Source organism: Yersinia sp. LJYL362, assembly GCF_048323875.1.
The window spans coordinates 1-8,643 of the sequence record NZ_JBLWEX010000025.1 but is presented as its reverse complement, the minus strand read 5'-3'; the positions used below and the strand labels follow the sequence as shown (position 1 = coordinate 8,643).

Genomic DNA, 8,643 nt, shown 5'->3' with positions numbered 1-8,643 from the left:
GATAAAGCGAAAAAAGCCTGGTGGATCGAGCAAGATGCCAGCCGTAGCAGTGCCAGTTATTGGACTGATGCACTGGCACAAGTTGCCAGCGACGATGGCAACTTTGCTTTATTGGCTCAAGAAGAGCGGCAGGTGAAAGCGGTCACACTTGAGCAGGTTAATGCCTTAGCTGCCCAATGGTTAGGGCGCAATCCAAAAGTGTTTAGCCTGAGTCCGGCGAAGTAACTTATTGAGGGGTCATAAGTTTTATCATCATGATATGACTTATGGCCCACTCAAGGTTAATTGACAGTGGGTGGGCTTGGGGTTGTTGCCACCGCCAGAGACACACCTGCGGCCCGAAGTCGTTTTAATATACTGAATAACAACGAGCTTTTAGTATTACTCACCATGCGTGGACTCGGTACCAAACCGGTGACACTGAGCACAATACCATCCGGGCTTAGCTGACTAAATTTCACTGATGGGGCCGGAGTATCGAGTATCGATTCGTGCTCTTCGTAAGCCGCTATCAGCAACTCTTGCGCCAGTTCAACATCTAAATCTAGCGGGAATGTCAGGGCAATGGTCACTACCCCTTGCGCATTAGCCATCGTGGCGTTACGCACATTCTGCGAAATCAATTGAGAGTTTGGCACGATAACTGTCGAGCGGTCGCTGAGTTGAATTTCTGTGGCACGAACATTAATGCGCCGAATATCGCCCTCAACGCCACTAATACTGATTAAATCGCCCACTTTCACCGGGCGCTCGGTGAGCAAAATAATGCCGGAAATAAAGTTCTTCACAATCTCCTGCAAACCAAAACCAATACCCACTGATAATGCACTGACAATCCAGGCTAATTTATTCCACTGAATGCCGAGTACCGATAAAGTCAGCAGAATCACCAATACATAACCGATATTACTGAACAGAGTGACCGCCGAGGTTTTTATCCCCGTATCCATCTGGGTTTTTGGCAGAAACTCATTACTTAACCAACGTCGCGCGACATTCAGCGCATATAGCCCGATGAGCAGGCAAAGTGCGGCATTAAATAAATTCGTCGGGACGATATTTAATTTTTCCAGCCCTTCCCCACCTAACAGTTCCACGGTCTTTTGTAACAGCGAAACCGGAGTCGTCGAGCCAAAGGTGCCATTAAATAGCGCGATAATAGCCAGTAATATCAGTGTGACTTTGCTGGTGGCTGATAATAGTGTTGCGACTTGGGCCAGATGGCGATCATCAATATTTAGCGTCTGCTTAATCGCTTTGCCGGCACTGCTGGTGGGTGAAAATAGACTTTCCGCCAAATCAACACAGAGATGGGTCAGTAAATATAAGCAGGAGAGTACCAGGCAAACCCACACCAATTTGTAACTTAAGAATTTCGCCAGTGCGATATATCCTACTAACAAAGAAAGTAATATCGCTATTGCCGTAATACCAATAGCCAGATGAATCAATCCGGCCAAGGTGGAATAAGCTTCTGGTTTTTCGCCATTAACCACTAAATTACGGCGTATTCGGTTAGCGCGTAGTGGAATAATGGCGGCGGTCAGTGCCACCAACAGAGCCGATACTCCATTGCCAAAAATTGTTCCCGATACGCTGATATTGATCATATTGTTCATCTGATCAATGGCACCAAAAATCATGATGCAGCTGGCTAATAGAGGAGGGAACAGCTTGAGAGAGGCGGCGACTTCATCGGCAATAGCGGGCAAACGCCATGAGGGGCGCTGGTTAGATAAGAATGCTCGCCCGAGGCCCGCCACTAACGCAGAGAAAAACATCAGTTGGACAAAAGCCAGCGCAAAGTCCATCACCACCTGCGAGACATCCGGCGTGCGAGTGAATGCCTGGATGATACATTGTGCCATGGTGACCGTGATCAGCACGGTGTACAAGGTGGTCGCTGAGGCCATAAAACTGCGGCGCAATGGGCCTTGAGGCAGGCACTTAGTGCAAAACCAGGCCGTCAATTTGTCGAGGAGTTTAAAGCCCAATGCACCGATCAACAGTGCCAGCAGCAGGTATATTGCCGTGCCGGTGCGCCATTCGGGCTGCCAGGCAGCATTCCAGGCATCGGTTAGCTCTTGTACAAAATCCTTCAGTCGCTTGTCATCATCGACATTGGGATTGACGATGGGGGCCCAAAATTTAGCCCCCAAAATACTGCCAGAATTTAAGGCAATTTGTGATTTCAGTGCTGTTCGCCGCAAGGCAATAATCTGTGTTTCCAGGTTTTCCGCATTCGCCTTGATAGACAGGGCCTGATCATGCTGGCCTTCTAATTGTATTTTACGGGTGTTTAGCGCTCGGCGTTGTTGGGCCACTATCGGTGTTTCTGTCAGTGTGCCAGCGGCAGGCGGTGGGCCTAAAACATCTAATTGTGTTTGTAGTTGTTCCCGCTTGGGCTTCAATTCTGCCAGCAGAATATCAACATCCTTCACTAACGCTATTGCTGTTTCATTCAACGCGTTTAGCTGATTATCTGATGTGCTAACAGAGACATTTTGTTTTAGCTTATCCAGCTGTTTTTGTAAGCTAATTAATTGTACCGATACTGCCGGTTTCGCCGGTTCTTCATCGCTTTCAGTGGTTGTTTCTGATGTTGTCGCCGCCAAGGCCGTGCCTGTAGTTGACATCACGGTGAGTGATGCACAAATCAGTGTGAATAACAGACAGAATAGAGGGTAATGTCGACGTGAAACAACGTGCTCGTTCTTTTTCATAAAACCTGTCAGCCCGAATGTGAATACCACAATTAACCCATTAATTTGTGTAGGTATGCTTGCCTGATACTTATTGTGGCACACCCTGCGAGTTACTGAATAATCTTACTCCGATAATCACTCCCCTAAATTAAATATTAAAGATAATAATTATCATTGTAATTACCACTCTCATTTAATAGATTGTGCCCTGAACTTATGGACCCACGATATGTGGCGCACAGGCAAGGGTATTTGCCGGGCGAAAATAGCAATGGATGCTAATTGATAACCATCTATTTCATATGCTCATTATCTGGGGAAGATAACTATGTTCTCGGCTTTTATAATAAAGCGCTCCGCTATTTTATGCTCATTGGCTATGTTTATACCCTTAGCCTCCATTGCTGACGATACGATAGAAGTGACGGCTAAAGCAGGCCACGAAGCCGATTTACCCACCTTGGGTTACACCGCAACCACCACCAAAGGGGCCACCAAAACTGATCAGCCGCTCATCCTGACGGCACAAGCCGTATCTGTGGTTACCCGCCAGCAGATGGACGATCAAAACGTTGCGACAATTAATCAGGCGCTGAATTACACGCCGGGCGTCTTCACTGGTTTTTCCGGTGGCGCAACCCGTTATGACACTGTCGCCTTGCGCGGTTTCCACGGCGGTGATGTGAACAATACCTTCCTTGATGGGCTGCGCTTACTCAGTGATGGTGGCAGTTATAATGTGCTGCAAGTGGACCCGTGGTTCCTTGAGCGTATTGATGTGATTAAAGGCCCATCTTCTGCGTTATATGGCCAGAGCATCCCTGGTGGTGTAGTCATGATGACTTCCAAGCGCCCACAATTTGCGTCTGAAGGTCATTTCCGCCTGACGGCCGGTAATAACAATACGCAAGTTGCGGCATTTGATTATACCGATGCGATATCTGAACATTGGGCGTTCCGTCTGACCGGGATAACCCGTAACAGCGACACCATGTATGACCATCAGCGCGAAGAGCGCTATGCGATTGCTCCGTCATTATTGTGGCAACCCGATGAAAATACCTCGTTGTTACTGCGCGCCAATTTGCAAAAAGAGCCTTCCGGTGGTTACCACAGTGCGGTACCGGCTGATGGCAGCATTTATGGGCAAAAGTTGAGTCGTGGCTTCTTTGATGGCGAAAGTAACCACAATGTCTTTAAGCGCTGGCAACAAATCTATAGCTATGAATTTTCACACAAGTTTGATGATGTTTGGTCTTTCCGCCAAAACGCCAGTTATACCCATTCCAATACTCAGTTAGAGCAAGTTTACCAAGGAGGCTGGAATAGCGATCGTACTCTGATGAATCGCTATTATTCTGGCGAAGACTCCTCGCTTAATGCGTTTGCGGTGGATAACCAACTGGCAGCAGATTTCGCTACCGCCGCGGTTAAACATAAAGTATTACTGGGCTTTGATTTCCAGAAGTTCCGCAACAATCTGCGCAGTGACAGTGCTTACGCCACGACGTTAAACCCCTATACCGGTGTTTCAGGTGGTTCGACGCTGTATAGCGATTATCTGCTGACCACTCCCGGCATTAATACATCCTATTTAAGCCGCCGTTATGAACAGAGTGGCGTTTATCTGCAAGACGAAATGACACTGGATAATTGGCACCTGAATCTGTCCGGTCGTTATGATCGGATGAAGACGGAAAATATTAATAACACTGCCAATAGCACCGATGAACGTACAGATAACCACGCGAGTGGTCGTGCGTCACTGTTGTACAGTTTTGATAGCGGTATTTCGCCATACGTCAGTTACAGCCAGGCTATTACGCCAAGTTTGTTCCCGGATGCACAGCAAAAACTGCTGAAACCGATGACCAGCGAGCAGTATGAAGTGGGGATCAAATATCAGCCGCCGGGCAGTACTTCGCTCTATTCCGCCGCCTTATATGACCTGACCCAAAATGATGTGGCAAACCGTGCAGTACCGGCGACTTATTATGTGCCGGCAGGTAAGGTCAATTCACAAGGGCTGGAATTGGAAGCCAGAAGTCAGATTAGTGACCGGCTAAGTGTGATTGCTGGTTATACCTATAATCGTGTGAAATTCAAAGATGCAATTGATGGCAATGATGGTAATACACCGGTATTAGCACCGTCCAATATGGCATCGCTGTGGGCGCAATATGAAGCGGGTTACGGCATCAATGTGGGGGCGGGTATCCGTTACATTGGCAAGCAGTGGGCAGATGATGCCAATACCTTGCGTGTACCCTCTTATACCTTGGGTGATGCCTCTGTTCGTGCTGATTTAGGGACATGGGCTGCATCGTTGAAAGGCGCGTTTGTTCAATTGAATGTGAATAATATCGCAGACAAAAAATATGTCGCTGCTTGCTATAGCACCTCGTATTGCTACTGGGGCGCAGAGCGCTCAGTACAAGCGACAGTGGGCTACGATTTCTAACCGATTCCCTATATTCGTCAATAGCCCGCAATCTCTGCGGGCTATTTATCACATTATTTCTTCTCAGCGCCAAAACGGGCGGCTGTAATCTCGCTTAATATCCTCTCGGCTCAGGCCAATATCTTTTAACTGATCTGAATTCAATCTCGCCATGATATTGGCTGCTTTACGCCGCTCATTCCATTGATACGAATATCTGTATGCTTTTAGCCATAACTGAATAAAAATATTTTGGCGATTTTTTGCAGCTCGAATAGTTGACGAGCAGCATTCATCTATTTGATCTTCAATTATATTATTCATCATCGACTCCCCGTCAGTAGGTGAGCCATTAGCATGAAGCTTTGGCATAAAACATTACAGATGCAAATTAGGGCTATTATTTCCATACAGATATGCGATATATCAACTGAATGGTTTGATTTCGTGCCATCTGTACTGCTTCTTACTCATTTATCAGGTGATACCAATGACTCGTTACCAACAACTGGCCGACATTCTTAGTCAGCGAATTAAAGCCGGGCTTTATGCCGCCGGTGAGCGGCTCCCCTCGGTCAGACTTTTGAGTGACGAGCATGGGGTGAGTATTAGCACTGTACAGCAGGCATATCGGCAGTTAGAAGAATGCTTGCTGATTGAGGCGCGGGCGAAGTCGGGTTATTTCGTGCGTTGCAGTTCAAATTTGCCCTCCTTACCCGCCACATGCACCCATGCACAGCGGCCGGTCGAGATTTCGCAGTGGGAAAATACGCTGGCATTTTTACAAAAAAGTGATCAAGAAGATGTTATCCATCTGGGGGTTGGCTCACCTGATCTTTCTGGCCCTGGGCTTAAAATCCTTAGCCGCTTATTGAGCCGGGTGAGTCTTCATCAGAGTGAAGAAGTGCTGGAATACGACAATATTTACGGCTCGCCGGTATTACGTGAACAAATCGCCCGGCTGATGCTCGACAGTGGTAATCATCAATCAGCTGAAAATATTATTATTACTTCCGGATGCCACGGTGCGCTGGCTATTGCATTAGGTGCCGTTTGCCAACCCGGTGATATTGTGGCGGTGGATTCCCCCAGTTTTCATGGGGCGATGCAAACCCTAAAAGGGATGGGCATGAAGGTGATTGAGATCCCAACCGATCCGGTGGTGGGGATCAGTCTGGAAGCTTTGGAAATGGCTTTGGATCAATGGCCGATCAAAGCCGTGCAACTGACGCCGACCTGCAATAATCCGCTGGGCTACAATATGCCGGATGAGCGCAAAAAGGCATTATTGACTCTCGCTCAGCGTTACGACATCGCCATTATTGAAGATGATGTGTATGGCGCTCTGGCTTATCAATATCCGCGCCCACCGACCATTGCCTCATTTGATGATGATGGGCGAGTATTGCTGTGCAGCTCTTTCTCAAAAACGGTGGCTCCGGGCTTACGTATTGGTTGGATTTCTCCGGGGCGCTATTTGGATAAAGCGTTACACATGAAATACATTTCTGCCGGACGGGTTGCGTCATTGCCACAGCTGGCGATGGCTGAATTTATCAAGCAGGGCCATTACATGCAGCATTTACGTCGGATGCGCCGCCAATACCAACGTAATCGCGACATTATGACCGGTTGGGTGATGAAGTATTTCCCGCCGAATACGTGTTTGAGTCGGCCACAAGGCAGCTTTATGTTATGGGTCGAATTGCCGCATGGTTTTGATAGCTTGCGCCTAAATCGCTGTCTGTTGCCATTAGGTGTACAGGTGGCAGCCGGATTTATCAGCTCAGCTTCAGGTAAATATCGTAATTGTTTGCGGTTGAGTTACAGCAAACCGATGACGGCTGAAATTGAACGCGCCGTGCAAAAAGTGGGTAAGACAATTTACGAATTGCTGGAAGAGGATGGGCTGTCGATAGGAACAGAAAAACCAAACCAACCTGAGGCTGGTTTGGTTTGAGATTATTGGCGCAGATAAATTTGCGGCAGGGCGCTTTCTGGGTGACGCGAAATGCCCAAATCAGCCTGATACCAGCGGGTCAGTGTTTCGGCATTGAGCACTTCCTCTGGTGTACCACTAGCCACCAGTTCGCCCTGTGCTAACAGCAAAATACGATCGGCATAGAGTGCGGCCAGATTCAAATCATGCAGCACACAGCACACCGCCAGGGGTTCCTGAAGGGTGAGCTGGCGTAATAAGCGCAGGGTATGCTGTTGATGATACAAATCCAATGCGGAAGTCGGCTCGTCAAGGAACAACCAGCGTGGGGTCGGTTCCGGTTGCCACAGTTGCGCTAACACACGAGCGAGTTGAACCCGTTGTTGCTCGCCTCCGGACAGTGCGCGGTAATCCCGCTGCGCCAGTGCCAGACAGTCGGTTTGCGCCATCACTTCTTGTAACGCCTGACGATTTTGCGCCGCCCCATAAGGTGCACGGCCCATCTGAATCACTTCGCTAACACTGAATGGAAAGGCCAAATCGCTGTATTGGCGCATCACCGCTCGGGTTCGGGCTAATGCTTGGGGCTGCCAACTATTGAGGTTCTTACCAAGCAACTGGCAGTGACCTTCAGATGGTGCGAGATAGCCGGTTAATAAACGCAGCAGAGTGGATTTCCCTGCGCCGTTTGGCCCGATAATCGCCACCATTTCACCGCTGGCAATTTGGAGCGAAACGTTATTAATCAGCTTTTGCCCTTGTACATGGTAGGAAAGCTGATTCGCTTCTAATAGCGCCATATCAACCACTGCGTTGCTCCCGCTGACGTAAAATCAGCCACAGAAAATAAGGGCCACCCAGTAGGCTGGTGATTAACCCGACCGGCATTTCTGCCGGTGCGACCAGAGTTCGGGCTAGTGTATCGGCGGTCAGTAACAGGCAAGCGCCACCCAGCGCAGCGCCGGGTAGTAACCAGCGATGGTCAGCCCCGATCCGCATCCGGATAAGATGCGGTACCACTAACCCGATAAAACCAATAACGCCACTGACAGCGACGGCGGCACCAATTAAAATCGCGCTGAGTAACAGCAAGCGCAGTTTGGCTTGCTTTACATTGACGCCGAGGTAGTGCGCTTCTTCATCTCCTAGCTGCAACAGGTTCAACTGGCGTGCTTGCAGCAAACCGAGCACACACGCAGGCAGAATCAATGATGCCGCCACCATGAGTGTTGACCACTGCGCCTGACCTAAACTGCCCATGCTCCACAGGGAGAACTGACGTAATTGTTGATCATCACTGATATAAGTCAGCACACCGACCGCTGCACCACACAGCGCATTGATCGCAATACCGGCCAGCAGCAAACGGGATAAGTTGCCATGCCCCCAGCGGCTGAGGGTGAAAATAATGGCAGAAATGGCCAGGCTACCAATAAAGGCACCGACCATATGACTGTAAAGCGCCAGCAGTGGCGGCAGACTGAATGGCATCACAATAATCAGCCCGACACACAGGGCTGCGCCACTGCTGATCCCCAACAGGCCGGGGTCTGCCAGTG

The 8,643-nt window shown here is 48.9% G+C and carries 7 protein-coding genes; 3 read left to right on the top strand and 4 right to left on the bottom strand.

Features of this window, described 5'->3' with window-relative positions; translation table 11 throughout:
• The coding region (locus tag ACNSO8_RS01025) for a hypothetical protein (RefSeq protein ID WP_418393561.1) at positions 1–225 on the top strand (225 nt) is incomplete at its 5' end.
• A gap of 56 nt (positions 226–281) precedes the next feature.
• On the opposite strand, the gene ACNSO8_RS01020 is transcribed toward ACNSO8_RS01025, so the two are convergent.
• Positions 282–2,615 (bottom strand): DUF3772 domain-containing protein, encoded by a 2,334-nt coding sequence (locus ACNSO8_RS01020; protein WP_408576471.1) that lies wholly within the window; start codon positions 2,613–2,615, stop codon positions 282–284.
• 418 nt (positions 2,616–3,033) lie between these two features.
• Between ACNSO8_RS01020 and ACNSO8_RS01015 the strand changes: the two genes are divergently transcribed.
• Positions 3,034–5,166 carry a TonB-dependent siderophore receptor gene (locus ACNSO8_RS01015; protein WP_019080746.1) on the top strand — a complete coding sequence of 711 codons (2,133 nt, stop codon included), beginning with the start codon at positions 3,034–3,036 and terminating at the stop codon, positions 5,164–5,166.
• Between the two features lie 63 nt (positions 5,167–5,229).
• On the opposite strand, the gene ACNSO8_RS01010 is transcribed toward ACNSO8_RS01015, so the two are convergent.
• The gene (locus tag ACNSO8_RS01010) at positions 5,230–5,469 is read right to left on the bottom strand and encodes a DUF1127 domain-containing protein (protein ID WP_050159289.1); all 240 of its coding nucleotides are present in this window, start codon (positions 5,467–5,469) and stop codon (positions 5,230–5,232) included.
• Positions 5,470–5,635: 166 nt separating this feature from the next.
• Here ACNSO8_RS01010 and ACNSO8_RS01005 point away from each other — a divergent pair, with 166 nt between their 5' ends.
• Positions 5,636–7,105: a PLP-dependent aminotransferase family protein gene (locus ACNSO8_RS01005; RefSeq protein ID WP_019080744.1), complete on the top strand. Its 1,470-nt coding sequence runs from the start codon at positions 5,636–5,638 to the stop codon at positions 7,103–7,105.
• Between the two features lie 2 nt (positions 7,106–7,107).
• Here ACNSO8_RS01005 and ACNSO8_RS01000 read toward each other — a convergent pair whose 3' ends face one another.
• Positions 7,108–7,884 carry a heme ABC transporter ATP-binding protein gene (locus tag ACNSO8_RS01000; RefSeq protein WP_032900964.1) on the bottom strand — a complete coding sequence of 259 codons (777 nt, stop codon included), beginning with the start codon at positions 7,882–7,884 and terminating at the stop codon, positions 7,108–7,110.
• A gap of 1 nt (position 7,885) precedes the next feature.
• Positions 7,886–8,643: FecCD family ABC transporter permease (locus ACNSO8_RS00995; RefSeq protein ID WP_418393560.1), on the bottom strand; the 758-nt coding region annotated here is incomplete at its 5' end.

Excerpts from the sequence above, each read along its gene's own strand:
- ACNSO8_RS01010 (WP_050159289.1), bottom strand. The coding sequence starts at position 5,469 with ATGAATAATATAATTGAAGATCAAATAGATGAATGCTGCTCGTCAACT.
- ACNSO8_RS01000 (WP_032900964.1), bottom strand. The coding sequence starts at position 7,884 with ATGGCGCTATTAGAAGCGAATCAGCTTTCCTACCATGTACAAGGGCAA.
- ACNSO8_RS01015 (WP_019080746.1), top strand. The coding sequence starts at position 3,034 with ATGTTCTCGGCTTTTATAATAAAGCGCTCCGCTATTTTATGCTCATTG.
- ACNSO8_RS01005 (WP_019080744.1), top strand. The coding sequence starts at position 5,636 with ATGACTCGTTACCAACAACTGGCCGACATTCTTAGTCAGCGAATTAAA.